Origin of the sequence: Micromonospora sp. NPDC052213 (assembly GCF_040679695.1) — a bacterium.
GTDB lineage: Bacteria > Actinomycetota > Actinomycetes > Mycobacteriales > Micromonosporaceae > Micromonospora.
In genome coordinates, this window is record NZ_JBFAVI010000084.1 from 1 (window position 1) to 26,686 (window position 26,686).

At 70.7% G+C, this 26,686-nt stretch carries 20 protein-coding genes; 10 read left to right on the top strand and 10 right to left on the bottom strand.

All coding sequences use genetic code 11. The annotated features are described in order from the left end of the window. Together AB0L34_RS20120 and AB0L34_RS20125 are read right to left on the bottom strand one after the other, a co-directional pair. Nucleotides 1–3,064, bottom strand: a 3,064-nt coding sequence (locus AB0L34_RS20120; RefSeq protein ID WP_363705861.1) for a BTAD domain-containing putative transcriptional regulator, incomplete at its 3' end; no start/stop codon positions are given. 89 nt (nt 3,065–3,153) lie between these two features. Next, nucleotides 3,154–3,780, bottom strand: a complete 627-nt coding sequence (locus tag AB0L34_RS20125) for an SAM-dependent methyltransferase (RefSeq protein ID WP_363705843.1) — start codon at nt 3,778–3,780, stop codon at nt 3,154–3,156. A 133-nt stretch (nt 3,781–3,913) separates the two neighbouring features. On the opposite strand from AB0L34_RS20125, the gene AB0L34_RS20130 reads away from it, so the two are divergent. Beyond that, complete coding sequence (locus AB0L34_RS20130) at nt 3,914–5,086, top strand: histidine kinase (protein WP_363705844.1); 1,173 nt, start codon at nt 3,914–3,916, stop codon at nt 5,084–5,086. Then, entirely contained in the window at nt 5,083–5,775 is a 693-nt protein-coding gene (locus tag AB0L34_RS20135; RefSeq protein ID WP_363705845.1) for a response regulator transcription factor, read from the top strand. The genes AB0L34_RS20130 and AB0L34_RS20135 overlap by 4 nt, the downstream gene beginning before the upstream one ends. Before the next feature lie 150 nt (nt 5,776–5,925). Here the strand turns inward: AB0L34_RS20135 and AB0L34_RS20140 are convergent, their stop codons facing one another. Beyond that, entirely contained in the window at nt 5,926–6,408 is a 483-nt protein-coding gene (locus AB0L34_RS20140) for a MarR family transcriptional regulator (RefSeq protein ID WP_363705846.1), read from the bottom strand. Between the two features lie 22 nt (nt 6,409–6,430). Here AB0L34_RS20140 and AB0L34_RS20145 point away from each other — a divergent pair, with 22 nt between their 5' ends. Continuing rightward, nucleotides 6,431–6,838, top strand: a complete 408-nt coding sequence (locus AB0L34_RS20145; RefSeq protein WP_363705847.1) for an SDR family oxidoreductase — start codon at nt 6,431–6,433, stop codon at nt 6,836–6,838. Continuing rightward, a complete protein-coding gene (locus AB0L34_RS20150; protein ID WP_363705848.1) occupies nt 6,835–7,542 on the top strand; it encodes a DUF4386 domain-containing protein in 708 nt (235 codons plus the stop codon). Before AB0L34_RS20145 ends, AB0L34_RS20150 begins: the two co-directional genes overlap by 4 nt. 165 nt (nt 7,543–7,707) lie before the next feature. Here the strand turns inward: AB0L34_RS20150 and AB0L34_RS20155 are convergent, their stop codons facing one another. From AB0L34_RS20155 to AB0L34_RS20175, 5 genes are all read right to left on the bottom strand, one after another. Continuing rightward, nucleotides 7,708–8,601 (bottom strand): hypothetical protein, encoded by an 894-nt coding sequence (locus AB0L34_RS20155; RefSeq protein ID WP_363705849.1) that lies wholly within the window; start codon nt 8,599–8,601, stop codon nt 7,708–7,710. Then, complete coding sequence (locus AB0L34_RS20160; RefSeq protein ID WP_363705850.1) at nt 8,598–9,716, bottom strand: hypothetical protein; 1,119 nt, start codon at nt 9,714–9,716, stop codon at nt 8,598–8,600. The genes AB0L34_RS20155 and AB0L34_RS20160 overlap by 4 nt, the downstream gene beginning before the upstream one ends. Then, nucleotides 9,713–10,159: a DUF4188 domain-containing protein gene (locus AB0L34_RS20165; RefSeq protein WP_363705851.1), complete on the bottom strand. Its 447-nt coding sequence runs from the start codon at nt 10,157–10,159 to the stop codon at nt 9,713–9,715. The genes AB0L34_RS20160 and AB0L34_RS20165 overlap by 4 nt, the downstream gene beginning before the upstream one ends. Further along, complete coding sequence (locus tag AB0L34_RS20170; protein WP_363705862.1) at nt 10,156–11,694, bottom strand: phenylacetate--CoA ligase family protein; 1,539 nt, start codon at nt 11,692–11,694, stop codon at nt 10,156–10,158. The genes AB0L34_RS20165 and AB0L34_RS20170 overlap by 4 nt, the downstream gene beginning before the upstream one ends. Nucleotides 11,695–11,996: 302 nt before the next feature. Next, nucleotides 11,997–12,830, bottom strand: coding sequence for a hypothetical protein (locus AB0L34_RS20175; protein ID WP_363705852.1), 834 nt, complete (start codon nt 12,828–12,830; stop codon nt 11,997–11,999). 172 nt (nt 12,831–13,002) lie between these two features. Here AB0L34_RS20175 and AB0L34_RS20180 point away from each other — a divergent pair, with 172 nt between their 5' ends. Further along, nucleotides 13,003–13,491: a GNAT family N-acetyltransferase gene (locus AB0L34_RS20180; RefSeq protein WP_363705853.1), complete on the top strand. Its 489-nt coding sequence runs from the start codon at nt 13,003–13,005 to the stop codon at nt 13,489–13,491. 154 nt (nt 13,492–13,645) lie between these two features. Here AB0L34_RS20180 and AB0L34_RS20185 read toward each other — a convergent pair whose 3' ends face one another. Then, nucleotides 13,646–14,551 (bottom strand): EamA family transporter, encoded by a 906-nt coding sequence (locus tag AB0L34_RS20185; protein ID WP_363705854.1) that lies wholly within the window; start codon nt 14,549–14,551, stop codon nt 13,646–13,648. A 425-nt stretch (nt 14,552–14,976) separates the two neighbouring features. Between AB0L34_RS20185 and AB0L34_RS20190 the strand changes: the two genes are divergently transcribed. From AB0L34_RS20190 to AB0L34_RS20210, 5 genes are all read left to right on the top strand, one after another. Further along, nucleotides 14,977–15,501 carry a hypothetical protein gene (locus tag AB0L34_RS20190; protein WP_363705855.1) on the top strand — a complete coding sequence of 175 codons (525 nt, stop codon included), beginning with the start codon at nt 14,977–14,979 and terminating at the stop codon, nt 15,499–15,501. A 92-nt stretch (nt 15,502–15,593) separates the two neighbouring features. After that, nucleotides 15,594–15,983 (top strand): hypothetical protein, encoded by a 390-nt coding sequence (locus AB0L34_RS20195; RefSeq protein ID WP_363705856.1) that lies wholly within the window; start codon nt 15,594–15,596, stop codon nt 15,981–15,983. Between the two features lie 429 nt (nt 15,984–16,412). After that, a complete protein-coding gene (locus tag AB0L34_RS20200) occupies nt 16,413–19,328 on the top strand; it encodes an AAA family ATPase (RefSeq protein WP_363705857.1) in 2,916 nt (971 codons plus the stop codon). A 447-nt stretch (nt 19,329–19,775) separates the two neighbouring features. Continuing rightward, entirely contained in the window at nt 19,776–22,934 is a 3,159-nt protein-coding gene (locus AB0L34_RS20205) for a S8 family serine peptidase (protein WP_363705858.1), read from the top strand. A gap of 44 nt (nt 22,935–22,978) precedes the next feature. Beyond that, a complete protein-coding gene (locus AB0L34_RS20210) occupies nt 22,979–25,414 on the top strand; it encodes a hypothetical protein (protein WP_363705859.1) in 2,436 nt (811 codons plus the stop codon). A gap of 196 nt (nt 25,415–25,610) precedes the next feature. On the opposite strand, the gene AB0L34_RS20215 is transcribed toward AB0L34_RS20210, so the two are convergent. Further along, on the bottom strand, nt 25,611–26,435 hold the full coding sequence (locus tag AB0L34_RS20215) for an SAM-dependent methyltransferase (RefSeq protein WP_363705860.1): 825 nt from the start codon (nt 26,433–26,435) through the stop codon (nt 25,611–25,613). Between the last annotated feature and the right edge of the window lie 251 nt (nt 26,436–26,686).

A 26,686-nucleotide genomic window follows, 5' to 3' on the forward strand; every position in this document is an offset into this window, starting at 1 on the left:
GCGCTGCGCGCGGGCGGCGCCGCACCGTCTGCTCGATCCGGGCCACGTCCGGGTGGGAACGATCCGGCAGTCCACGCACACCAGCGCTCGCCGCGAGCAGCCGCGCGGCCTGCTCGGGCTGGTCGCGGCGCAACGCCAGGTCCGCGACCCCGACGAGCACCTGCGCGATCATCGGTGCGTAACCCGCCTCGAACGCCGCCTGACACGCCGCCACGCGATGCGTACGGGCCTGGTCGACATCGTCGGCCAGGTAGCCCAGCAGGTCGTGGGTCCCCGCACGGACACCCGCCAGCTCCGCCTCGTTGCCCAGCATCGCTGTCATGACTCCGAGTTGCTTGTATGCCTCCTCGGCGTCACCGCTCCAGCGCGCGAGCTCCGCCTTCGACAGCGCCAGCTCGGCCAGCGCGCCCGGCCAGGTGACCCGTTCCGCGAACCGTTGTGCCTCGGCTATGGCGGTCGCGCTGGAATCCCCATCGCCCAGCAACCAGTACAGTCGCGCCTGTCGCGATCGCATCCGGATGACGTCCTCGATGGCACCGACTTCGGTGACGACCGCGATCGCCTCGTCGTAGTGCTCGCACGCAGCGGCGAACTCACCGCGTACGGCGATCAGCTCCGCCAGCTCGGTCAGGGCGAACGAGATCCCGAACCGTTCGCCGAGGGCCCGGAACTCGGTGAGCGCACGCTCGAGATTCGCGTCCACATCCCGCCCGTCCTCACCGAGGATGATCCGCATCTTGCCGAGGTGCAGCCGGGCCAGTGCGCGTACCCAGGCGTCCTCGTGCTCCAGCAGTGTTTCCCAGGCGGGCAGGAGCGCGTCCGGCTCCCGCAACATGCGTTCCAGCGGGACGACAAGCGCCATCCCCGGGTGGCTGCCTCGACTGCGCCGGCTGAGCCGGTACGCCTTGTGGATCCACTCCGCCGCATGGTGTGCGTCGCCCGGCCCGGAGTTCAGGAACAGCACCACGAGCGCGTACACCGTGGCCCGGATCTCATCGGGCACCTCGCCGGGCGTCTCGGTGGCCGCGGTGATCAGCTCCATGCCCTCGGTCCGGTGGCCGCCGAGCCACCAGTACCAGCCGGCGCCTGCGGCCAGCCGCATCGCCGCATGCGCCTCGCCGGCCGCGAGCGCACCGCGCATCGCGGAAGCGACGTTGTCGTGCTCGGCCTCGAGGAGGGCGAGCCATGTCACCTGGTCGGCGCGGCGAAGCTGCGGCTCCGCCTCCTCGGTGAGTTCGGTGAAGTAGACGAGATGCGCGTGGCGCGTCAGATCCGACTCCCCCGCCTCGGCGAGCCGGTGCGCCGCGTACTCCCTGATCGTGACGAGCATGCGGTAGCGCGGAGCGGCCTCACCCTCGGCGACCAGCAGCGACTTCTCGGCCAGCGCGGTGAGCAACTCGAGCACCTCCTCCTGCTCGACCGCGTCGCCGGCGCAGACCCGCTCGGCCGCCTCCAGGCTCGCCCCGCCTGAGAACACCGAGAGCCTGCGCAGGACCGCCCGCTCGGCGTCGGTCAGCAGCTCCCAGCTCCAGTCGACCATCGCGCGCAGCGTCCGGTGCCGGGGCAACGCGGTACGGCTGCCGCCGGTCAGCAGGCGGAACCGGTCGTCGAGCCGGTTGGCGAGCTGGTCGATGGACATGGTGCGCAACCTGGCCGCGGCCAGTTCGATCGCCAGCGGCATCCCGTCCAGCGCCCGGCAGACGCGCGCCATCGTCGACAACGTGTGGGCGTCGACGGCGAGATCCCTGCGTACCGCGCTCGCCCGGTCCCGCAGCAACCGGACGGCGGGAGAGGACTCGATCTCGCCGGGACTGGCGTCCCCGTCGGGCAAGGCCAGCGGCGCGACCGGCCACAGCGCCTCACCGGTGATGCCGAGCGGTTCCCTGCTCGTCGCCAGGATCCGCAGCCGCCGGCACTCCCCGAGCAGTCGATGGGCGAACGCCGCCGCCGCCTCGATCACGTGCTCGCAGTTGTCCAGGATCAGCAGCGTTTCCCGCTCGCGGATCGCGGCGATGAGCCGGTCGATCAGTTCCGTGTTCGGCGCCTCGCCGAGCAGAGCGTCCCGGAGGCCGAGCCCGGTGAGCGTCGCCTGCACCACGTCACCGTCGGCGCCGATGGCGGCGAGCTCCACCAGCCAGACGCCGTCCGGCAGGTCATCGAGCAGCCTGCGCGCGGTTTCCGTGGCCAGCCTGGTCTTCCCCGAGCCGCCCGGCCCGATCAGGGTGGTGAGCCGGTGTTCGGCGACGAGTGCGCCAACCGCGGCGACCGCGTCGTCCTTGCCGATGAAGCTGGTCAGCTCGGCACGCAGGTTGGTGCTTCGGCCCTCCTGCCGCCGTCCCAACTCGCCCCGCAGCAGCGCGACGTGCAATGCCGAGAGCTCCGGTGAGGGGTCGACGCCCAGCGCGTCGGCCAGGGCTTCGCTCGTGCGCTGGTACACGAGCAGCGCCTCGGTATCGCGACCGGTCGCGGCGAGGGCACGCATCAGCGCAGCGACCAGTCTTTCTCGCACCGGGTGCGCGGCCACCAGGTCGGTCAGTTCCGTGACCAGCTCCGCGCCGTGACCGAGGCTGACCTCCGCGTCGAACCGATCCTCTATGGCGGTCACGCGTAACCTCTCGAGCCGGGTGACCGCCGCGTCGAGCGCCGCGCTGTCGGACAGACCGACGTCCTGCATGGCCGCACCGCGCCACAACGCGAGGGCCTCGCGCAGCCGCCGTACCCGCTGCGGATCCTCGCCGTCGCGGGCCCGGCCGACAAGACGTTCGAACCGTACGGCGTCGACGGCATCGGGCTCCACCGTCAACCGGTAGCCGTCCGGCTGCCCCTCGACCAACCCTTCCGGAAGCACTTTCCGCAGCCGGGAAACCAGGCGTTGCAGGGCGTTCGCCGCGTCAGAGGGCGGGTGTTCACCCCAGATCCAGTCGACGAGTGTCGCCTTCGGGACTACCTGACCTGGCCTGAGCGCGAGAGCGACCAACAGCCCGCGCAGGCGCGCGCCCGGCACGTCGGCCAGGATGCCGTCGTCCGTGCGGACCTCGAACGGTCCAAGCATCCCGATCTGCACCTGGCAGATCTTGCCACGGGCGATCGACAGGCTCACACCGCTGACGCGCGCCGGTCGTGCTGTCGGTCCAGCCAGATGCCGCTGTGTGGCTACCTCGCTGACGGACGGCCCGCGTGCCAGGGGGCGAGGTGGAGCGGTCGGCGGCAGTGGTAGACCAGGGCCGGCGGCAGGTTGGTCCACACGGTGCGGCCCACGGTCACCTCGTCGAAGGCCCTGGTCAGCAGCGAGTGGAAGCGCCGCGCCGGGCGGGTCGGCAGCGCGTGCCGGTACGCGAAGGTGGTGAACACGCCGCCAGCGCCGAGCGACCCGACCACGGCGTCGAGGATCGCCCGCTGCCGCCCGGCGGGAAACGCGGCCCAGGGCAGCCCGCTGATCACCACGTCGGCGGACAGCAGCCGGCGTTCCGCCAGCAACTCCCCGAGGATGGCGGCGTCGGCGCGTACCACCTCGATGGTGGGATGCCGACGGGTCAGGCCGGTGGCGAACGTCGGATTGAGCTCGACCGCCAGGTGGTGGCCGCGGCCGGCCAGCCGTTCCTGGATGGTCCGGGTGAATGCCCCGGTCCCCGGCCCGAGCTCGACCACCAGGGGATGCCCCACCCGCGGTACCGCGGCGGTGATGTCCCGGGCGAGCGTGGGCCCACTGGGCAACACCGCGCCGGTGGTGAGCGGGTGTCGGATGAACTGGGCGAGGAAGGTCGGCGCGTCGCTGGTCACGCCGGTGACGCTAGGTGCGGGATGGCGGGGCGGGGCTCGTGCCGGCGGTCGGCGTATCGGCCACCTGGAGGAGGCATGGCGGCCGATGGGAGGGCCGGCGGGGGCGCCGGCCCTCCGTATGGTTGGCCAGGTGATGGGTGGGCGACGCGGCTGGTGGCGGGAGCTGCTGCTCGGGCTGGTCACGGCTGGCCTCGGGCTGGCCAGCACCTGGCTCGCCCGGCCCGGGACGGCCCGCGAGGGGTGGGCGGGGGTCTTCGCGGTTCTCGCCGGGCTCGCCCTGGTGGCCGTACGGCGGTGGCCCTGGCCGGTGCTGTTCGCGGAGTCGGCGCTGCTGCTCGTCGCCGACGCGGTGGCGCCGGCCGGGGCGGGCACCGCGCAGCTCGCCGCGGCGGTCGCGCTGGGCTACGTCGCGTACTGGTGCGGCCGGGCCGCGACGGCGGCGGCGTACGTCCTCTTCCTCGGGGTCACGCTGGTTGACGTGCTGCAGCAGGGCGACGCCGGGGTCCTCTCCGGCGGTACGGGGGTGATCCGCCTGATCATGCTGGCCGGGGTCGTTGCGGCGCCGGTCGCGTTCGGTCGGTACCTGCGCGGGGCGCGGCACGCCGCGGTGGCGGCCGAGGGGCGTGCCCGGGAGGTGGAGGAGCGCCGGGCGGCGGAGACGCGGGCGGCCCGGCTCGCCGAGCGGACGGCCGTCGCCCGGGACCTGCACGACATCGTGGCCCACCACATCGCGGCGATCGCCCTGCGCGCCGGAGCGGCGCGGTACGCCGTGCAGCACACGGGCCGGACCGAGGAGGCGGTCTCCGCCCTCGGCGAGTTGCGCGACACGGCCGGGCAGGTGCTGGACGAGCTGCGGGAGTTGCTGGAGGTGCTCCGGGACCCGGAGGCGGTCGAGCCGGCCGACACCCAGGTGGAGCCGGCGCAGGTGATCCGGGACGCCGCCCGACGGTTACGGGAGGCGGGCGTCACGGTCCAGGTGGGCGATCCGGCCACACTGGACCGGGTGCCTCTGGTGGTGGGGACGACGGCCGCGCGGGTGGTGCGGGAGGCGCTGACCAACACCCTCAAACATGCCGGGCCCGGGGCGATCGCCTCGGTGGACGTCCGGGTGCTCGACGGTGCGCTGCTGCTGGAGGTGCTGGACAGCGGGCCGGTGACGCGGCGTCCCGTGCTGCCCGCGTCCGGGTACGGGTTGAACGGGATGCGGGAGCGCGTCGGCCTGCTCGGTGGCACGCTCGCCGCGACGGCCACGGACGGCGGTGGCTGGCGGGTGCGGGCCCGGCTACCGATCAGGGAGAACACGTGATCAGGGTGCTCGTGGTGGACGACCAGACGCTCGTCCGGGCCGGGGTCGGTCTGCTGCTGCGGACGGCCGGTGGCTTCGAGGTGGTGGGTGAGGCCGGAGACGGCCACGAGGCGGTCCGCCTCGCCGAGCGGCTGCGGCCGGACGTGATCCTGATGGACCTGCGGATGCCCAGGATGGACGGCATCGAGGCGACCCGGCGGATCCTGGACCGGCAGCGGTCCGCCCGGGTGGTGGTGCTGACCACGTTCGCCGACGACGTCAACGTGTACGGCGCGCTCGGGGTGGGCGCGCTCGGCTACCTGGTGAAGGACGGCGCCCCGGAGGAACTGGTGGACGCGGTACGCCGGGCGGCGCGGGGTGAGGCGCTGCTGGCGCCGCCGGTGCTGGCCCGGGTCCTGCGCCGGGCGCTCGCCGCCCACGACCGCGAGCGCGAGCCCGACCGGTCGGCGGCGGCGCTGCGGCTGCTCAGCGCCCGGGAGCGGGAGGTCCTGGCCCTGGTCGGCGCTGGGCTGTCGAACGCGGAGATCGGCGCCCGGCTGCATCTGGGGGTGACCACCGTCAAGACGCACGTGTCCGCGGCGATGGAGAAGCTGGTGCTGCGCAACCGGGTGCAGGCGGCGGTGCTGGCGCACCGGCTCGGCCTGGTCGACGACGACTTCAACCCCGTGCCGGGTGCGGGGGGACCCTAAGGACGGCCGGCCACCCGGAGGACCGGTGACGCTGCCCCGGGGCGGCACGCTGGTCGGCGTGACTCTCCTGGCTTCCTGCTGGAGCGTCTGGTGTCAGGCGACAGGATGCCGGTCACCGGGTGGTTGGGGACCGACGGCTTGAGGTGGTCGTCACCGCGGAGCGCTCAGGTTTCGGTATCCGGGGTGCACGTGTGGGACGAGTCCCTGCTGGTCGGCGATCCGCTGTAGCAGGCTGGCGAGTTGGGTGCGCTCGTCGGTGCTGAGGGCGGCGCAGAGGTCGTCTTCGTGGGCGGCGGCGATGGACCGCATCCGCATCAGCACCTGCTCGCCATCGGTGGTGAGGTGCAGCGCGTGGTGGCGGCGGTCGGTCTCGCCGGGTCGCCGCTCGACGAGACCCTTGCGCTCGAGGCTGTCGACGAGCGCGACCACCCGGCTGGGTACGACGCCGAGGTCCGTCGCGAGCGACCGCTGGCTTCGCCCGGGCTGGCTGGCGATCATGCGCAGCAGCCCGACGTCGGCCGGGGTCAACCCGAGTTCCTTCACCCGTTGGGCGAAGCGCTCGGCTGCGTGTGCGCCGAGCTGAGCCACCAGGAACGCCGCTCCGGTGGGGCGGGCTTGCCGTCGTGAGGTCACCCAGATACGTTACACCGAGTGAATGGTTCACCAAGCTGAACTGTTCACCCGCGAGAAGGGAGATATGGTCCGCCACCGACGCGGCGCGATCATCACCATGGCCTCCAGCGCTGGACGCCAACCAAGCCACGCCAACGCCGCGTACGCGGCCGCGAAGGCCGGTGTCGTCATGTTCACCCGACACCTCGCCAACGAGGTCGCCCAGCATGCCGTCCGGGTCAACTGCCTGGCCCCGTCCGCTGTCCGCAACGACCGCATGGAGCAAGCAATGAGCACTCAGCAACTCGACGAACCGGCCCGGCACTTCCCGCTGGGGCGCATCGGCGAGCCCGACGACGTCGCCGAGGCGATGCTGTTCCTGGCATCCGACGCTTCGTCCTGGATCACCGGCGTCACCCTCGACCTGACCGGCGGGCGGGTGATCGCATGACCACCACAAACGCAACCCAGCGCCGCCACCACCAAACCGGGCCACCGCTCGGCGTCCTCGCCGTCGTGTTCACGGCCCTGTTCATGGCCAGCCTCGTCCTCGGCACCCTGCTCGCCGGCGGCAAGCCCTACCCGTCGCCGTACGGCCCCGCAGCCGACATCCTGGCGTACTTCCGCGACCACCAGTCCGCGGTGCAGGTCAGCGCGGCGCTGCAGTTCGCCGCCGCCATCCCGCTGGCCATCTACGCCGCGACCGCGTCCGCGCGCCTGCACCAACTCGGCGTCCGGGCACCCGGCGCGACCATCGCGCTCATCGGCGGAACTCTCTCCGCCGGATTCCTCGCCCTCTGCGGCCTGATCGGCTGGGTCACCTCCCAACCCGAGGTGCTCGACGAACCGGCCCTCGTGCGCGCTCTGCAATACCTCACCTTCGCCACCGGCGGCGTCGGGCACGTGGTGCCGCTGGGCCTGCTGATCGCCGGCGTGGCAGTGCCCGGCCTCCTCGCCCGGCTACTGCCACGCTGGCTTGCCTGGTCAGGCCTGATCATCGCCGCCGTCGCCGAAATCGCCACCCTGAGCCTGCTCATCGACAACGCGGCCATCCTCCTACCGATCGCCCGCTTCACCGGCCTCGCCTGGCTGATCACCGCCGGCTTCCGCCTCCCCCGGCAACGCCCGTCCAGAGCCGAGAACGTCAGAAACTGAAACTCGCCGGCTGTGGGAAAGGCCCGGCGGTGGCCAGCCTGGCCGCCGCCGGGTCCGTCTTCGGCAACGCCCACAGGGCGGCATCCTGGCCGCGGCAGGCGTTCATGATCGCAGCACCAACAACAATCATCGATACTCAACGATCCACAACCGTGCACGAGTTCGTCAGAGCCGGGCCGATCGGGTCGGCTCGGTGAGGGGCCGACCGACCCGGAACAACGCGAGCGGCTGGCCACCCACCCGTTCCGCGAGCCGGGCGGCGGTCACCGGACAGTCGATGAGCTGGCTGAGCGGATGGACCGCCAGGCCGTGCCTGGCGAGGGCCAGCCACGTGCGCAGGAGACGACGTCCCGCAGCGATGTGGTCGTCGCCGTCCGCCAGCATGACCAGGATGCTGCCGTCGTACCGCAGCAGGCTCCGGCCGCTGACGGCCAGCAGTGCCGCGAGGCCCAACCGGCGGGTGACGGGGTACGCGCGCAGCGAGGCGGCCAGGAACCGCGCTTCGAACCGGGACAGGACGAGCGCTCGGTCGGTGAGTCCGTCGACGTGGTAGCGCGGATGGCGGGGGTCGAGGCGCAGCCAGTCGCGCAGCTCGGCCGCGACGGCCGGGGTGCCGAACAGCCAGCGGTCGGCGACCACCAATTCGCGCGCGAGATCCTGGGCGGGAAGGTGGACGAGGCCAGGTTCGAGGTCGGCGAGCACGGCCGGGTCGACGGGCCCGGTCGCGTACCGGCCACGGGCGACCCGGCGGGACTCGATGTCCGCGATCGTGAACGGGGTTGGGTATCTGTGCGGCGCGGCGACCAGGCGGGGGCCGGGTGCCGCGGTGACGTTGAGGCCGAGATCGGCGGCGACGATGAGGCACGTCTCGACGAACGCGCCGATTCCGAGGCCGAGGTCGCGTCCGGTCGGGTCAGAATCCGGCAAGGAGCGGGACTGGTCGACGTTGATGACGATCTCGTCGGCGTGGTACTCCGGCAGCCATGGTTGTGTGTTGTGTGCGCTCGGCGCCCGGCGGCAGGTCGCCTCGTACGCCCGTAACTGCTCGACCCACGTCATGCTGACCGCTTCTCGTAGAATGTGTACCCGTGCAGTGGTCGCCCGCCGGCCCGCCGGTACTGGGCGGCCGAGGCGGCGTTCTCCCGCTCGACGAAGGTGCTGCGCAGTGTCCGGTACCCGCCGGCAGCGAGGTTGCGGTGCAACTCCCGAGACAGCAGCGTCAGGTACCCCTTGCCCTGTTCCTCGGGCACGGTGCCCTTGATGATGAGCACCGCGTCGCGCCGGTACCGGGCGCGGGTCGCCAGCAGGCGAAGCTGATTGAGCACGCCGAGCCGGCCACCGACCTTCATGAGGAACTCGGAGATGTCCGGCACGGTCACCACGAACGCGATTGGCCGGCCGGCCTTCTCCAGCCAGAGCAGCAACGCCTCGTCGAGCAGGTAGGCGAGGCCGTCGGTCTGCTCGGCCAGTTGCTCGGTGGAGATCTCGGTGTAGTAGCCGAGCTGCGCGAAGCTGGCGTTGAGCAGCTGCCGCAGGATCGGCAGCTGCTCGCGGAAGTGCCGCCGCGAGCCGTGCCGGATGATGAGCCGCTCCGCGGGGATCCGGGTGTCGTCAAAGGTGAACCCGTGGTCGCGGTCGGTGCCGACTGGAGCGCCAGCGGGGGTCGAGCCGGCCCCGGAGTCCCGGCTGTCAAGGTCGACCAGCCAGGTGTCGGCCTCGAAGCGGCGCTGGAAGCCGTGCCGCTCATACATGATCGGGTAGTAGGCGGGGTTCCAGGCTGAGTCCACGAAGCCACGCTCGGCGAAGCCGGAGGTGATCACCCCGCCGGTCTGGTTGGGCAGCAGCGCGACCGGTCCGAACAGCGGCCGGCCGTCGGCCCTGGCCTCGACCGTGTCCATGATGGCGGCGAAAACGGCGTCGTCGTCGACGAACTCGGTGTGCCCGAACAGTTGCCGCGGGCCGACCTTTGCGTCGAAGGCGGTGCTGCGGTGCACGCTGGTCCGCCCGACCACCGCGCCGCGTCCGTCGCGGATCAGGAACAGTTCGGCGGTACGGCGGTGTGCGGCGATCACCGACGACAGCAGGGGCACGTACCGGTTGGTCGGGTGCAGCCGCAGCGGGAAGTCGATGAACGCCCGCAGGTCGGCCCGCGACTTCACGGCGGAGACTCTCATGCGCGGTGCACCGGTGGGCCGGCCGTCTCGGTAGACAGCGGGGTGAACGCCTGGATGTGCGCCATGCCGTCAGCCTCGGCACGCCAGACGCCGTTGGTGTAGCCCTCGGGCTCGGCGTTGTACAGCCGGATGTAGCCGCCGGTCGCGTTCTGCGTGCCGTGGTCGGTCACCCAGCACATGAGGTCGCGGTGGTGGCGGCTGCGCGCGAACTTCAGCAGCGCGTCGCGGTCGCTGAAGAACGCGATGGTGCCGAGCGTGAACGGGAACTGGTAGTACACGGTATGCCACCGGTATCCGTCCATCCGTTTCATCTGCTTGACCATTTTGAACCAGGTGCGGGTGAGGGTGAGGATCGAGCGGGGCCCTCGGTATCGGGTGGCGCCGACGAACATGGCGGTCGCTTGGCCAACCGGCGGCGCGGCGGAAAAGTCGGAGGTCCTCACGTCGTCGCGCCCTTCACCAGGTACACATTTTTGATTTTGGATGTTGCGCCGGCGAACGGGCCGGTGCCGTAGTCATGAACTCTCACCCGCAGGTCGGCTGCGGACGGGTCCTCGACGAGGGATTCGGCGAAGTCCCGGCTGACCTCGGCGAGGTAGCGCAGCACCCCACCGCGGCAGGTTTCGGCGAGGGCCAGCCGCTCGTCGGGGCCGAGCGCGAGATCCTCGCGCAGCTGCAGGTTGACGACCGGGCGGCTCTCCAGGTCCGCATGCTCCTCCAGCTCCAGGCAGAAGCTGTGCAGCAGGTGAGCGAGGGGATTGTCGGCGTAGAGGCCGTACTCGACGTCCTGCGGGTAGATGTTGGCACCCATGTAGGAGACGGTGCTGTCCTTGCGGCCGAACAGGAACAGCAGCGGCAGTTGCATCCGGTCGGTCCGTCCGGCGCGTTCGGCGTCCGACCGCACGGCCGGGTCCCCGATCGCGGCCAGCACATCCGGGTACGCGATCAGCCGTCCCTCGTCGCCGATGTTGTAGCGGACCTTCGGGTTGAGCACCGCCGTCGAGTTGATCGTGCAGAGCACCTCGTGGTCGGCGTTGGTCTCCAGATACGTCTCAAGCGGGTTGTACTGGAAGATCATCGGCAGTCGGTGCTCGTCGGGGCCGAGCAGGGCGGCCCGCAGGGCGACGTCGGTGCGTAGCCGGCGGCGGACCCAGACGGTGAAGTCGGTCTCCCCGGCGATACCGATGGTGAGGTCGCTGGCGCCGTAGCCGGAGCGCACCTTGAGGAAGCGCTCCTCCAGGTAGTCACGCAGCGCCTCGGTCATCCCCTCCCCGCCGACCAGACCGCTGATGCGGTACTCCCCCCACGGGAAGCCCTCGGCGTCGAGCTTGTCGCGCAGATGCTTGAGGAACGGCGGGTACGCGGTGACGATGTACTCGAACCCGGGCCCGAAGTACCGCAGCGTGTCCGCGATCTTCTGCAGGTCCGGGCCCGTGTTCTTCACCATCGCGATCTTGGACATGGCGATGCCGGTGTTGGTGCCCGTGGCCCAGGCACCCATGGAGTACGCGTTGATGACGAACCGCCGCTTCGACGGAAACACCATGGTCGCGTAGCCGGCCAGGTTCTTGTGGACCGAGCGCAGTTCGCGGCGGCTGCGGATCCAGTTGAACGGCTGACCGGACGATCCCGAGGACTCGTCGACGACGCTGCCGGCGATCTCGATCTCACCGTGCCAGCAGCGCTGGGCCTCCGGGTATGCCTTCACGTACGACTGCTTGTCCGTCGGCGGGTACGACGACAGGTCGAACCAGCGAAAGCGCCATTGGTTGCGGCGCAGGAAGTCGCCGTACGCGGGCACGTCGATCGCGGCGAACTGACAGGTCATCCACGCGTGCAGCCGAGCGAAGCGACCCATGTACGGACGGTAGTTCCGCGCCATGAGCCGCCACACCGCCGGATGAATCTGGTGCAGCGTGTAGAGCCAGGTCAATGCGAAGCTTGTGAACCGCAGCGTCCCCTGGCGCAGGAAGGTCATCACCACGCGTCCACGATAGGAGTCTCCGCAAGTCCCTCACCTGGTCACGGATACTCAACCGCCCTGGGCACCCCAACTCAACGACCTCCCGCCAATCCCGTCAGCCTCGGCTTGCCAGGCCCCACCCGCCCGGTCGCGTCTACGTGGCCGCGACAGACAAGGCCGGCTCCGCCGGGACGGCCATGACTGGCCCCACCATGAGATCGATCATCCTCATGGCGGCACCCTCCGTTACGCACGAAGTGCAGTGGCTACAGTCCTGTGTTGCGAACGCTCACCTCGCGGCAGAGGCCGTTATCTGATCAAGGTATCTGCAGGACGGGCCGCACCGGAGTCTCTCCGGTGAGGCCGCCGTCGTAGACGGCATCCGCCAGGTTCGGGTCGCGGTAGGCGGTGGCGAGGGTGAGCCAGGTCAGGAAGTTGCCATAGCCACCGCACAGTGCCGCGCCGCCGTCCCCGCCGCACAGGACCGCTGGGTCGGTGGTGAACTCGGCCCGATACGGGTCGTCTCCGATGACCAGGCCGAACAGGTTCGGTTCTTGGATGAGGGGTACGTCGCCGTAGGGTTCGCCCTCGGGATACTCGTCGCCCCAGCGGAACAGGCTGGTGGCCCCGGCTGCGCAGGCGTACTCCCATTCGTCGGGAGTCGGCGGTCGTAGGCCGAGGCGGTCGAGTCCGGCCATCAGCCAGGCGTGGTCGTACTCCTCGTCGCTGTCGTCGAGGTCGGCCTCGTCGTCGGCTGCCAGCAGCGCGTCGGTTTCCTCGGAGCGAACCGCGACGAGCCGGGCCGGTAGAAACACGTGGCGCGGCGGCGAGGTGGCCTCGGCTACGAAGCGGTCGAGCGGCCTGGTGAGGTCGTACTGTGCGGTGGCCGTAGTGAAGTCGGTGAGCTGCCGGGCGCTGGGAACGAAGCGGTCGGCGTCATGGCCGAGTTGTACGGCGCCGCCTGGCACCAAGGCGTAGCGGATGCCGTCGTGATCGAAAAATGCGACCCGCCCGGTCCGGCCGGCGTACGCGTGCGGACCTATGCCGGCGAGACGGGCCTCGGTGCTACGCGCGATGGCAGCGGCGGTACGGCCGGCTGCCTCGTCGGACAGGCCCAACCAGGCAGACAACGTGAGATCGGCGTGCGACACGTGGGCATTATGCCGGCAGGCCACGTTCTGAGCGCGGGCGACAAGCAGGGCCCACCAGACGGGGCGTGATGGACCTCGGAGGCTCGGCGCGCACGGTGCGCGGCATGTGTGCGCACCCGATCCTGCTATTGCTCGGACCGTGCGCGTCGTTGCCGCGGTATATCGTCGGGAGATGCTGCTGCGTGACGTGGAACCTGCCGATCTCGCGGCCTACCTCCGTATGCGTTGCGATCCGGTCATGATGACGGAACTCGGCGGCCCACAGCCGCGTGAACGCATTCCAGGTCAGCTCCAGCGTGACCTTGAAACGGTTTCCGAGGGCAGTGCCTGGATCAAGATGATCGTTCCCGATGACTCGATACAGGTGGCGGGAACGGTGACGCTATACAGCCACGACGGCATCTCCGAGATCGGCTGGATGGTCCTACCGGAGTTCCAAGGTAGAGGCTTGGCGAGTGAAGCCGTTCGTGTCGTACGTGGCCTTGCCCGAGCGGACGGCCGTTGGGGACTGATCCACGCGTTTCCGAGCAGGACGAACGCAGCATCGAACGCAATCTGCCGCTCGGCCGGTTTCTCGCTTGCCGGCGAGGAGGAGACGACCTTCGCCGGGCGCACGTTCCAAACCAACCATTGGGTGGTCGATTCGTCTGCCCCCGCCTGACCGGCCAGCCCGGCAGTTCCCGCAGAAGGTGGTGCACAGTCTGTCCAGAACGGCGTGGCGGCTCCGTCCCAGAAAGGATGCGGTCACCGTGGCCGCACAAGACAAGGAGACCCTGCCTGAAGCGGATACTCGCAGTGCTATCGCGGGAATCGCTTCAGGCCGGGATGGGATGTTTCTCGGTGGAGCGGAGAGCGGCAACTGCGATGAGGATCAGGGCTCCTCCCAGAAGGGCGGGCCAGGGCAGGCGCTCGCCGAGAAGAGCGGCGGCGAGCAGGGCCGCGGATACCGGTTCGAGCAGTGTCGCCACGGTTGCCACTGAACCAGAGGTGGTGCGCAGGCCGGCGTAGAGCAGGCCGTAGGCCAAGGCCATGGTGGCGATGCCGAGGTAGGCCAGCAGGCCCAGAGACGCTGCGCTCGTCCCGATCAGGGGGTCGTTACCCATTGCGGCGACCAGCAGGAAAGGAGCGAGTGCGACGGCGCCGACGGTTGTGGTGCAGGTGGTCAACGCCACGGGATCGGTTCGCTGCGCGATGGTGTGTCCCAGAACCGTCGTCGCTGCGTATGTCGCCCCGGCGGTCACGGCAAGAAGGAGACCAAGGTACGGCGAGTCGCCGGGCCCTGCTGATCCGTGGCCTGCCGTCGCGCTGATGAGGATCAGCCCGGTCAGCGCGGCGGCCAGCACCCCTGCCTCCCGAGCTGAGGGCCGGGTGCGGGCACGCAGATGTTCCCAGACCGCGGCCAGGATCGGAGCAAGGCCCAAGGAGACCACGGTGGCCACGCTGACCCCGACCATCAGCACCGAGACGAAGTAGAGGCCCTGATAGGCGGCGGTGCCGCAGCCCACCAGCACGGCCATACCCGGGTGATCGCGCACCGTTGCTCGCACCACCGAGGCGCGGCGTGTCACGACGGCGAACCCGATCAGCGCGACCGCCGCGAGCAGCATCCTCCAGGCGCTGACGGTCATCGCACCGAGTCCGTCACGTTCGTGCAGCACGGTGACCGCCAGGCCACCGGTTCCCCACAGCACTCCGGCGGCGCAGACCTGAAGCAGGCCCATCCGGGATCCTCGTTGCGTCATGGTTGGTCGTCCTCGGGCAGGAAAGCCTCAGCGGCGGGCTCTTGCCAAGAGATGTGAACGCCTTTGAACAGCACTGGCCGATTGACGGCGGACCGAGTCCGTCTGGCGGCGACCCCGCGCGCTGGCACCACGCAGTCGGCTACTGCCGACGGCTGGTCCGGCGCGAGCCAGAAGGGCTCTCCGCCAGTGTGGCGGTCGCCCGTGGGCACCTCGTCCAAAGCCATTCCGCCAGGTTAGGCGAGGCTTCGCCCAGACTGCCGCGAGACCGTACGCCGACACGAGGAACACGTCGAGAGGCTGCGGGCAGGGCACCCTGAACAACTACCACCCAGACGCGCCTGCGGCACGCCCGGACCATCGCAGCGCGCCCCAGCGATGTCTCTGCCATCGGCTATCGTCGTCAGGTGCCCGCTGCCCGCACCGCCGTGGCCGTCCTTGTCGCCCTCACGGTCGTCGACGTCTTCCACACCATCGTCGCCCTCGCAGTGTACGAGCACCGGATCGGCGTCGTGACCCACGACGGGTCCGGCGCGGTGGACATGCTTGACACCGTCGTGCCGCTTCGTGAGCTGTCGTCGGCGATGTTCTGGCTGCTGCTTCTCACGCTGCTTGCCGCCGTCGCCGGCGTCGCCAACTGGTTCGTCCGGACCCGGCGCACCAGGTCACCGGTCGCGCCCACAGCGCCGGTGGCCCGGTGGTGGATGAGCGCCATCGTCGCCGTACCCCTCAACCTGATCGCAGCCGTGCAGTTCCTGTCCGCCACCGCGAACGGGGGTGAGTACATGCGCACCGTCCAGGCAGAGACCACCCTGCTGCTGGTCGCCGCATCCGTGGCACTTGTGATCACCACGACCGCCGGTATCCAGGTCGTTCGGCGCACCGCAGCCCACCAGCAGCACACTGCCGGTGCCGCAGCCACAACGGCGTAGTCGTCCGGGCGGGACCGGTGCTGCCGGTGCGGTGGCAGGCCGGACATCCGCTCATCGCGATGGGCACTTGACCCTGCCCGCATAATGCCGGGATGACTGGCGATCGCGTGATGTTGGACGGCTCGCGGCCTTTCCAGGAACGCGTCCGGCACCTCCGCGATGCCTGGGTCCGGGACGGACGCGGTCACGCTTTCCTGGTCACCGGCACGGCGTTCTTCGCGGTGTACTGCTGGAGCCTGAACTACAAGGTCAGCGACCCGGCGGCTCCGGCGTACGATGCCGAGCTGGCCGAGTTCGTCGCCGCCTCGTACGAACTCAATGGGGGGTCCGTCGGCTGGAACGCCATGCTCTCCCGCCGCGAGATCTGTTCCACCTGCCATGACTGGTACCGACTGGAAAACCTCGGGATCTGCACTGGCTGCATGCGACACACCTGCTACGGCTGCGGCGATCATGAATGGTGCGCCGGCGAGCTGCTTTGATCGCGGAGCTGTCGGTCAAGCGGCGCGCTCCCATCGGCTACTCGGCGTGCACGTCGGCGTTGGTGGGATCGACGGCGGTTCGGCGTTCCTCAGTGGACTCCAGCATCTCCCCCATGCACCGGTCCTGGCCGCTCGCCCTGCTCCGAGCAGGACACCGTACGGCGGCGCGGCGCAACACGTGCCCGCCTCGTCCGCTGAATACGCCGTACCGATCGCCGGTCGGCTGCGGCAGAATGCCAGGCAAGCGGCTCCGGCGGCGTAGGCCGGGCGGACAGTTCCGGCCGCCCCCAGCCGCCCGATCCCTCGGGGAGGACGACCATGCCGCACCATCGCCACTCCGCCCGCCGGCAGGTCCCCGGGAGTTCGGGTCCCCCGTGCCGGGCGGCCCGACGGCCGCGCGCCTAGCTCCGGTACGCCAGGCGCTGACGGGTGAGCGTGATCCGGTTGGTGGCGGGGAACTCGGTCGTGCGGCGTGGGCCGGCCCCTGGCCAGCGGCGGATCTCCTCCCCCAGGCTCATCGGGCGCATCCGGGAGCTCGACCTGCTGGTGTCGACCCTGGCGACGCCGCCCGCCGCGGTGGTGCTGGAGGGCGAGGCGGGAGCCGGCAAGACCCGGCTGATCACCGAGGTACGAGCCCGGCCTGAGCTTGCGGGGCTGAGGTTCGTGCTCGGGGCGAGCCGGCGGATCCGCGAGCCGTTCCCGTTGGGCCCCATCATCGACGCGGTCCGCGGGCTCGGCACGGAGCTGGCGGAAACCCGGCTGTCGCCGCTGGCCGGCGCGCTCCGGCCGTTGCTGCCCGAGCTCGCGGAGGCACTGCCACCGGCGCCCGAGCCACTGGACGACCCGGCTGCCGAACGCCATCGGGTGTTCCGTGCGCTGGCGGAGGTGCTGGGGTCGGTGGGGCCGGTGGTGCTGGTCCTGGAGGACCTGCACTGGGCCGACGAGCAGACCCTCGACTTCACGAGCTACCTGCTGGGTGATCTGCCAACGCAGCTGTCGGTGCTGCTGACGTTCCGCAGCGAGGAGGCGGCCCCGGGCGTACGGGCGTTGACGGCACGGTTGCCGGCGTCGACGAGGCACGCGCAGGTCGTGCTGGCCCCGCTGGACGCGGGGCAGACCGGTGCGCTGGCGGCGGCCATCCTCGGGCTGGCCCGGGTCTCCGAGGAGTTCGCCGACTACCTGTGCGAGTGGGCCTCCGGGCTGCCGTTCGCGATCGAGGAGCTGCTGGCGTTGTTGCAGGCGAACGGCCAACTGGTCCGCCGGAACGGCGGCTGGGCACGCCGGGAGCTGGGTGAGCTCAACGTGCCCACCGGAGTCCGTGACCAGGTGCTCGAACGCGTGGCGCACCTGTCCGACGGGGCCAGAGCGGTTGTCGAGGCGGCGGCCGTGTTGCACACGTCGGTGCCGATGTCGGTGGTGGTGGCGACCTGCCGGATACCGGCGGCCCGGGCGTTGCCGGGCCTGGAGGAGGCGCTGGAGTCGGGCCTGCTCGTCGAGCATGGCGAGTTGGTGGGGTTCCGGCACGTGCTGGCCGCGCAGGCGGTGGAGGAGGCGTTGCCCGGACCGCGCCGGCAGCAGCTGCACGGCCGGGCGGCGGCCGCGCTCGGCGCGCTCGATCCGATACCGCTGGGGCAGCGGGCACACCACCTTCGCCACGCTCGCCTGCTGGACGAGTGGGTACGCGCGGCCGAGCAGGCGGCGGACCAGGCGGCGGCGCTGCGGCACGACGCGGAGGCGGTCCGGCTGCTCGAAGACGTCGTACGTCATGGGCCGTTGTCCTCGCAGGAGCGCGCGCGGCTGGCGGTGAAGCTGGGCTGGGCCGCCCTTGAGATGGTGCGTACGCACGAGGTCGTCGACCTGCTCTGGGCGGTGCTCAACGAGAACGGGGCGCCAGCGATGCAGGGGGAGCTGCGGTTCCTGCTGGCCTCGGCGCTCAACGTGGCCGGCGAGGATCCATCGGTGCAGCGCACGTTGTTCGCCACCGCCATCGAACAGCTGCCGCACCGGCCAGACCTGCGAGTGCGAGCGACAGTCGCGGTCGGGTTGCTGACCGCGTCCATCGGCACGGTCACCCGGGGTCGGGGCTGGCTCTACCGCGCGCTGGAGCTCCTCGCGGAGGTCCACGACCCGATGGTCGGCGTGTTCGTGCTGGGCAAGGTCGGGATGGGGCTGGTGACCCTCGGCGACCCCCGCTGGCGGCAGGTGCTCGACCGTATCGAAGCGGCCACCGGAAGCTCACCCCAGTCGCTGGCCGAGGTCAACGCGTACTTTTCGGTCGGCACCCAGTGTTGCTACTTCGGGCACCACGAGGTCGGGCAGCGGCTGCTGACGACTGCCCTGACGGGAGCGGTCAGGTACGGCAGCCGCCGGCTGGAGCTGCTCACCCGGTCGGCGCTGGTCCTGCTGCACTATCTCCGGGGCACCTGGGACGCGCTGACCGACGGCACCGACGCCCTGCTCGACGCCCTGTCCGACTACCCGCTCGGCCGGATCGAAGCCGAGCTGGCGCTGGGTGGCCTGGCCCTCGGTCACGGCCACCTCGACGATGCCGAACACCGACTCGCCAGTGCCCGGCAACTGGCCGAGGATCTGGGTCTGGTGGAGTCGCTGGCGTTCCCGGCGAGTGGTTTGGCCCGCATCGCGCTCGCCCGGGGGGACGTCGACGCCGCGTTGACCGCGACGCAACGATGTCTCGCGGTGTTGACCGGCAAGGAGGCGTGGGCGGCTGCGGCGCCGGTGCTACCGGCCGCCACCGAGGCACTGGTCGCCGCGGGCCGGCTGACCGACGCCGACGTCCTGCTGACCGACTACGAACACCGGTTGGGTGACCTGGACGTCTCCATCGCCCCGGCCGTTCTCCAACACGCCAGGGGCCTGCTGGAGACGGCTGCCGGCGACCCGCCGCGAGCGGCCCGCCACCTCGTCGAGGCGGCTCACCACTACGACCGGCTGCCCTATCCCTATCAGGCGGCCCAGGCACGGGAGCAGGCGGCGTTGGCGCTGCTCGGTGCGGGTGACCACGAGGCCGGTGCCGCCGAGCTGTCGGCGGCCCTGGCCACGTATCAGCGCCTGGGCGCCACCTGGGACTACGCCCGCGCGGTCGGCGCGGCTCGGCAGCGGGGCCTGTCGCTGCCCGGTCGCCGCCGGACCGGGCGGCCCAGCTACGGCAACGAGCTGTCACCGCGGGAGCGGGAGGTGGCCGAGCTGGCCGCCGCGGGTCGCACGAACAAGGAGATCGCCGCGGAGCTGTTCCTCTCGGTGTACACGGTCGAGCAGCACATCACGTCCGTACTGCGGAAGCTGCGCATCCGTTCCCGAGCGGCCATCGCGAGCCGGTTGCACTGAGTGGCAAGCCGTTAGTTGCCGGGTTTCCGGGATTGTTCCCGTGCTGCCTCGCGGCCAGGCTGCTGCCATGCATCATCCTGAGCCCGACGAGACCCCTGGAGCGTCCGGGTCTCCCAGCGAACCAGCGTCCCCTGCCGGTGCGGTACGGCCGGCTGCGGGCGCACCGCCCAGCCCGGCCGAGGACGAGAACGCACCGGCGGGCGAGACGGCGGAGGGGACCCGGCACGAGGGCGGATGGCGGTCGGTATGAGCCCCTCCGCCGCTACGGACTCAGGCCCGACAAGGGACAGCGGGCGAGACCGCACCGCGAGGACAGAGGAGAGTTCCTTGAATGGATTGGCGACGGGTTCCCCGACGCTCGTGAGCGCCCCTCGGCGGCGAAGGCTCCGACTGGGTGCCGTCCTGGTCACGGCCGTGCTGCTCGTCCTGGGGATGCCAGGAACGGCGGTGGCCGCACCCACCCGGACGGCATCGGTCGAGCCGGCGCTGCACACCACACTTGCCGCGGACGGTACCGCCACCTTCTGGGTGTACCTGCGGGAGCGGGCCGACCTTTCCGGCGCAGCCAAGATCACTGATCGGGCCGCGCAGGGCCGGTTCGTGTACGAGAGGCTGACCGGCACCGCCAGGGCCAGCCAGGCTGGTCTGGTGGCGATGCTGAAGGCCGCGGGAGCGAGCCACCAGCCGTACTGGATCGCCAACACGGTTCGGGTGACCGGCGACGCGTCGCTGCTGAAGCGGATCGCCGCCCGCCCAGAGGTCACCCAGATCACCGCCGACCAGGTCTACCAGCTCCCCACGCCGGAAGCAGCCGGCGACGAATCGCAGATCACGGCCGTCGAGTGGAACATCAGCCGGGTCAACGCCCCGCAGGTGTGGCAGCAGTACGCGGTGACCGGTGAGGACATCGTGATCGGCAGCATCGACACGGGGGTGCGGTACAACCACCCGGCGCTGGTGAAGCAGTACCGAGGCAACCTGGGCAACGGCGCGTTCGACCACAACTACAACTGGTGGGACCCGTCGAGCGTGTGCGGCGCCCCGTCGTTGGTGCCGTGCGACAACAACAACCACGGCACCCACACCGTCGGCACCATGGTCGGCAACGATGGCGGGGCCAACCAGATCGGGGTGGCGCCCGGGGCGAAGTGGATGGCCGCGAAGGGCTGCGAGTCCAACTCCTGCACGTCCTCCGCGTTGCTGTCCAGCGGGCAGTTCATGCTCGCCCCCACCGACCTGCGTGGAAAGAATCCGAACCCCGCGCTCCGCCCGCACATCATCAACAACTCCTGGGGTGGCGGCGCCACCACCTCCCCCTGGTACCAGCCCACCGTCCAGGCCTGGGTGGCGGCCGGGATCTTCCCCCAGTTCTCCAGCGGCAACCCGGGGTCAGCGTGTGGGCAGGCGGGCAACCCCGGCAACCTGCCCGAGGCGTACTCGGCCGGTGCGTTCGACGTCAACGGCGCCCTGTACGTCAACTCCGGCCGCGGCCCCTCGGCTTGGGGCGCTGACCAGGTGAAACCGAACATTTCCGCCCCGGGTGTCGCGGTACGCTCGGCCTTCGCCAACGGCGGTTACGGCGCGCTCACCGGCACGTCGATGGCCTCCCCGCACGTGGCGGGCGTGGTCGCGCTGCTCTGGTCCGCCGCGCCCGCGCTGGAGCGCGACATCGCCGCCACCCGGTCCATCCTGGACGGCTCCGCCGTGGACACCGCGGATCTCACCTGTGGCGGTACCAGCGGCAACAACAACGTGTGGGGCCAGGGCAAGCTGGACGCCCTCGCCGCCGTCACCCGGGCGCCGCGTCCGGCGAAGGGACAGCTGACCGGCACCGTGCTCGCCGCCCCCACCAACACGCCGATCGCCGGCGCCACCATCACCATCGCCGGATCGGTGAACCGGACCCGTACCACGGGGCCGGACGGCCGGTACGCGATCACCCTGCCCGCCGGCAGCTACACCGTGACCGCCTCGGCGTTCGGATACCAGGCGGCGACCGGCCCGGCGACCGTCGCCGAGGGCGGCACCGCCGCCCGGGACTTCGCCCTGGTACCACCGGACGGACGACAACTGAGCGTGGCACCCCGCTCGCTGGACTTCGGCGTGACGAAGATCGGCGACACGGCCGGGCCGTTGACGGCGACGCTGACCGGCACCGGCGCCGAACCGGTGACGGTCAGCGCGATCACCGAGCCGGGCGGCGGGTTCGCGCAGTCCGGCGGCACGTGTGGCGCGCTACCGGTCACGCTCTCGCACCTGCAGAGCTGCACCGTGACATACACGTTCACGCCGACCGTTGAAGAGCCGGCGACGGCGCCGGTGACCGTGACCAGCGACGCGACCGACGGTCCGCACGCGATCACGCTGGAGGGCGTCGCCATCCGGGTGCCGCTGCGGGTCGACGCCGCGACGCTGGCGGCCGGGGAGAACGTACTCTTCTCCGGGTTGGTCGATCCCGCCGGCCGGTACGCGTACTTCGGTACGCAGACGTCCCCGGGTCGGGTGGTGAAGGTCGACCTGGGCACCTTCCAGCGGGTGGGTGCGATCACGCTGGCCGAGGGCGAGAACTTCCTCAACTCGGCGGTGATCGACCCGGCCGGCAGGTACGCCTACCTCGGCACGGGCACCGCACCCGGCCGCATCGTGAAGATCGACCTGGCCACCTTCCAGCGGGTCGGCACGATCACGCTCGACAGCGGCGAGAACTACCTGCGGTCGGCGGTGATCGACCCGGCGGGGGCATACGCCTACTTCGGCACCGGCACCGCGCCGGGACGGGTGGTCAAGATAGACCTGAACACCTTCCAGCGGGTGGACGCGGCCACGCTGAGCAGCGGCGTGGACAACCTGCGCTCCGCCGTGATCGACCCGGCGGGGGCATACGCCTACCTCGGCACCGGCACCGCGCCCGGGCTCGTGGTGAAGCTCGACCTGACGACGATGGCGGAGGTCGGGGTGATCGCGATGGTGAGCGAGAGTCTCTTCTACTCGGCGGTGATCGACCCGGCGGGCAGGTACGCCTACTTCGGCACCGGCACGTCACCGGGACGCATCGTGAAGATCGACCTGGCCGGCTTCCAGCGGGTCGCGGCGATCGAACTCGCGACCGGCGAGAACTCGCTGCTGACGGCGGCGATCGACCCGGCCGGTCGGTACGCCTACTTCGGCACCGGCACCGCACCCGGCGGGGTCGTGAAGATCGAGCTCACCGGCTTCCAGCGGGTCGGTGCGGCCACGCTGGCCGACGGCGAGAACTCGCTGCTGTCCGCGGTGATCGACCCGCAGGGTGGCTTCGTCTATCTCGGCACGTTGAGCTCGCCGGGTCGGGTGGTGAAGGTGAAGGTCGACACGGCGATCCAACTCAGCGCCGCAGCACATCGGGTGCGGGGCAACGCCGTCGTGAATCTGGCCTGGGACGGCGCTACCTCGACCAACGTCGACGTCTTCCGCGACGGCACGCTCGTCGCCACGGTGCCCAACAACGGCACGTACGCCGACGCCGTCGACGGCTCAGGCGCCGTCACGTACACCTACCGGGTGTGCCACGCCGGCACGCTGAAGTGCTCGAACAAGAGCATCGTGCGGTTCGCAGGCCAGCAGGGATGACCGGTCACGTCGGCGCCCACCCCCAACGAAGGAGACAACGAGTCATGAGTACGAGTCGACTGCGACGTGCTCTGGGTGCCCTGCTGGCGCTCGGCCTCACCGGCGGCACGGTGCTGGCAGCCAGCACGGCCGCCGCCGATACGGCAGCCAGCGACAACCAGTGGACGGACAGCTCGGGTCTGACCGCGGACGCGTACGGACACCACCCGGACGGCGTTGCCGCGACGCCCACGGTGGGCGAGACCGCTTCCGCGGTGACGTCCACGGCGGCGGCCTGGTCGCTGCTCGGGCCGCCCGGTGGCGACATCTACGACACCGCCGTGTCCCCTGCGGATCCGAAAATCGTGCTGGCCGGCTACGCACCGGGCGGTGGATACAACGGAGGTCTGTACCGCTCCGGCGATGGCGGCACCACCTGGTCCGAGGTGCCGGCGCTGCACGGCAGGAGCGTCTTCGCCATCGAGTTCACCGCTGGCGGAACCGCCTACGTCGGCACCCAGGACGGCGTGTGGCGCAGCAACGACGGTGGCCTGACCTGGGTCGCCGGCAACCTCAACATCGGCCTCAACGACCAGGTCCTGAGCGTCGCGGTCGACCCGGTCAACCCGTCGGTGCTGTGGGCCGGGATCGCCAGTGGCCTGGGTGCCCAGAAGGTCAACCTCATGCGGTCGGCCGACGGCGGCGTGACCTGGACCAACCGGACCCCGGCGATGGGTGCCGCGCTGTCCGGCAGGGCGATCGCGATCGACCCGAACGACCCGAACACGGTGATCGCCGCGTTCGACGCCGGCCAGATGTGGGTCACCCGGGACAGCGGGGTCACCTGGACGAAACGCTCCGCCGGCCTTCCCGCCAGCCCGTTGTTCGACATCGGGTACGACGGAACGCGGCTGCTTGTCGGTGGCGGCCAGCTCTTCTCGAACCAGTACCTCGGTCTCTACCAGTCGACCGACCTCGGTGTGACCTGGACCCCACTGCACAACAGCAGCTGGCCGACTCCGGTGGTCCACGGCATCGCCGTGGATCCGCACGACCGGGACACGATCCTGGTGACCACGGCCGGTACCGGTGTCCACCGCACCACCGACGGCGGAGCGACCTGGGAGATCAGTGTCGGCGGTACCAACACTCTGACCGGGCGGTCGATCCGCTTCGCGCCCGGCAACTCGCGGCAGGTCATTCTCGGCACCGACACGCAGGCCGTCTTCCGCTCCACCGACGGCGGCACGTCGTTCGCCCAGTCGTCGAACGGGATCGCCGAGATCGACCTCCGCTCCATCGACGTCAACCCGCGTGATCCGAACGAGATGGCGATCGCCTTCCAGGGACAGAACACCGGCGGTGTCTACTCCACCGTCGACGGTGGTGCCAGCTGGAAGCGGGAGCCGGTGCCGCCGACCCGGTACAGCACCGTCCGATTCGCCCCGGACGGCACGCTCCACGCCCTCTCCAACGGCCCCACGACAGTGGCCCAGGAGGGGCTCTACCGGCGCGGAGGTGACGGGGGCTGGAGCGTACTCGGCCCCGACCAGGGGGCCTACTTCGAGTCTGACCTCACGACGATCCGGTTCAGCCGCACCGACCCGGACCTGATCGTCCTCGCCGGCGCCGACTTCGGGTACGCCGGCACCGAAGCCACGATCTGGCGCACGCTGGACCGCGGCAGGACCTGGGCCAAGGTCCACGAGGGAACGTCCGGCCAGGCGGCACTCGACATCGAGATCGTGGAGAACGGCACCGACCAGGAAATGATCGCGTCGATCAACGACCGGAGCGGTGCCTACGCCAGTAGTGTCCTGCGCTCGGAAGACGGCGGCACGTCGTGGTTCACGTCGATGATCGGCCTGTCCGGAAGGTACATGAATCCATACCTGTGCGCGTCGTCCCACAACCCGCACGTCGTCTACATGGCGGCCTGGTTGAGCTTCAGTTCCACTGGCGTGTACCGCAGCCTGGACGGCGGCGTCACGTGGGAATCCACCGGCTGGACGAGCAACGCCACCGTCGCCGACCTGGCCTGTGACGCGGCCGACGGGCGGACTCTGTACATGTCGCTGAACACCGACCCCCGGGTCGTCCGCTCCGCGGACGCCGGCACCACGTTCTCCCCGTTCGACCGTGGCATCGAATCGGTACGGCAACCTCGGACGCTGACCTTCGCCGGCCCGTCCCGCCTGCTGCTGGCGACCGGGAAGGGAAGCTACGCGACCAACCTCGACCGCGACACCATCACCGTCGGCACCTCGGTACGCCGGGACAGGGGCCAACTCGCGGTGGATCTGACCTGGCAGGGGGCAACCTCCGTCGACGTCGACATCTACCGCGACGGCACGCTGGTCGACACGGTGCCGAACGACGGCGCCCACACCGATCCCATCGATGTCCAAGGCCGCGGCACCGCTACGTACCAGGTGTGCCGGGCGGACAGTTCGATCTGCTCAGCCGAGACGACGGTGACGTACGGCGGGCCACCGGCCTGAGCCGGCGGGGTCGTGAACAACCGCGTGGTGATGGCCCGCACGGGCCATCACCACGCGGGGCGGCCATCACGTACCAGGGAGCGCTTCGACCCGCAGCGAGCAGTTCAGGGCCGTTCAGTGCGCCCTGCTGCTCCGAACCTGCTCCCGACGCAGTCCTGGGGACGGTGGTCGGGAACGGATCCACCGACGTTGAAAGTCAGGGCTTGCGGGCGACGCCGGCCCAGTAGTAGGCCGCGTGCGGGTCGTCCGAGCCGGCGTCATCGGGCCGCCACGCCATGACGGGCACGATGCCCGGCTCGATCAATTCCCACCCGTCGAAGAACCGCTCCACCTCGGCGCGGGTGCGCGGCACCAGCGTCATGTGGCCCTGATTGGCGGCGGCCACCGCCGCGGCCATCTCTGAGGGGTTGAAGTCCTGGGTCGGGTGGGTGATGGCCAGGTAGCTGCCAGAGGGCAAGGCCCGCATGATGGTACGCAGCGTCTCCCCCGGCTCGTCCTCGTCGCGCAACAGCATGAGCACCGCGATGAGCGTGAGCGCCACGGGCCGGCTCAGGTCTAGCGTGTCGGTGAGGCGGTCGGCGAGGATCGTCTCCGGCCGGCGCAGGTCGGCGTGGATGTACTCACTGCGCCCCTCCTCGCTGCTAATCATCAGCGCCCGGGCGTGCGCCAGCACGATGGGATCGTTGTCTACGTACACCACCCGGGTCTCGGGCGCCAGCGCCTGGGCGACCTCGTGCAGGTTTGGCCGGGTGGGGATGCCGGTGCCGATGTCGAGGAACTGGCGGATCCCAGCCTCGGTCACCAGGTAGCGGGCCACCCGGTGGACGAACCGCCGGTTCTCGGCGGCCATCGTCCGCAGGTTGGGGATCGCCTCGATCAACGCGGCGCCCACCGCCCGGTCGACGGCGAAGTTGTCCTTTCCACCGAGCCACCAATCGTAGACCCGGGCCGAGTGCGGTACGGAGACGTCCACACCGGTGGGCGGAATCTCCTCAGTACGGCTTCCGGCGTGACGCGTCACGGTCGACTCCCTCGATGAGGCCGGGATGGACGTGCGTAGCCTAGATGACGTCCACCCGCCCCGCGATCCGGTCCTGTTCGGAGGATGACCGCACTTTCGCCGGTCAGACCGCGAGACGTGTCTCGGGCCTGCCATGGTTCGTCAATAGTTGACGACATCGGCGCGGGGGGCGGCGCCGGGAAGAAGCGGGCGGGGGGGGCGCGGGGGGGAGGTGCGCGGGGGGGCCGCCCGGCACGCCGGAGAGAGCGCCG